Annotated in this window: 1 protein-coding gene and 1 pseudogene; both read right to left on the bottom strand. The window is 34.4% G+C overall.

Features of this window, described 5'->3' with window-relative positions:
* Positions 1–46: 46 nt before the first annotated feature.
* Positions 47–817, bottom strand: coding sequence for a VanW family protein (locus tag AC220I_RS22280; protein ID WP_486726066.1), 771 nt, complete (start codon positions 815–817; stop codon positions 47–49).
* A 228-nt stretch (positions 818–1045) separates the two neighbouring features.
* Positions 1046–1637 (bottom strand): annotated as a pseudogene (locus AC220I_RS22285) (hypothetical protein); the annotation flags it as partial.

The following is a 1637-nucleotide window of genomic DNA, read 5'->3' on the forward strand; positions in this document are numbered from 1 at the left end:
AGTCTAAAAACCAATTGTCTGAAAAAGCTCGCTAATTTGCCAAGCATTACTCCCATAGTGGTACATCCCCCATTTTTATATCCTTATGATCTGCACGTTTGCCGTTTTGAGGACAATAAAACATTAGTGCATGATTTTCAGTGATATATTCTACTTTCTCCTTGTTCGTCTTGGTATTAATGATCCTTCTATATATGGTATTGTGCCTTAAGTATTCCCCAAAAACATTTTTCTTAATAAAATGACGTTCCTCATAAATATCGTATACCAAATAAGGCAATGTTAAGGATCTGAGTTCCCCACTCAACACACCATCATGATACGTTAAGCAAATCTGATATATTGAGTCAGTCTTGTTTTCAAATTTCAAGTCGTAATATTGAAAGATGCAAGTTGCACCAGTCCCAAATGGTCTTTTTCTCCCATGATCTTCAAATAAGTCAAAGTCGTGTCTATGACGCTCTGTTACTTCAAGTGGTGAATGTAGTATCAGCCAATATAAAAGATTTGTTACTTGGCTAACTGCAGGAGAGCTGCCTTTTATTTGAAGTGAAGCAAAATTCATATTCTTCTGATGATATGCTCTTGGATCCTTGATATTTTTCCAAAACGAGAAGACTTCATTTGGTCTAATCACAATACCATTCAACTCATTAACTAGAGCCTTTACGCCTCTTTCCTTTAACTGAAGATCATATTGATCCAAACACTCAAAAGCATTGAGCAATTGTGTTTTATGCTTAAAATGTACATGCGGCAAACGCTCAGTTATTTTAGACAAGGCTTCAATCTTATATGACTTAATCTTTGCATTCAAAAATAACCTCAATAAAGATAACTGAGATTTAGTCGGACTCAAATGCTTATGCCTATGACTTTTATTTATTGCATTTTCAAATACTGACAAATTCATAATGACCCACTTTTCAATAAAAAACACAAATCGTCAATTTTAATTATATCAAAATTAGCAACTTAGGACCATTAAAACTTAATTAAAATAAAAAGCACAGTGTTTACATAATTTATTTACGTATACCATGTGCTATTTTCTATTTTGAATTGATGACAAATTTGGAACGTGGTCAAAAAACACAGTCTGATTTTCATATAAAAACTTTACAGAATCAATTGGCCAATCTTTTGTCTGTCTTTGTAAAAAGCCTTCTAATAGGATGAACTCAGTCATAGGACCACCAGTAGAGCCTTGAAAATATTGTCTTGACCAGCCGCCTTTATGTTCTACCTGTCCTTCAGTGTAGGCTTCAGATAAATTGATGACTGCAGTCCTTTTACCCTGGATCATATGAATGCCTTCAACCTCAATAACGGCATCTGTAAAATAACGTTCTTCCAAATAATCTGCAACATATTTAATTTTGGCTTCATCCTCTAAATCAGTGGCGATAAAGTCATAGTGATCGATATATGGCACACCATCTTCATTCAAGAGTTGAAATACCAAGAGTTCTTCCCTTGAAAGCCCCTCACTGATAATTTCTACCTGCTGTCTTAATGCATCATTGAGCTGTGACAATGCATTTTGATAGAAGGATATTGCATCTGAATAGGCAGCTGCATTCGCTTCATTCGATTTTTTGTTTTCTTCGTTTACTTTGTTTAGTTTACTTTCAAGG

Source organism: Fusibacter sp., assembly GCF_057447755.1.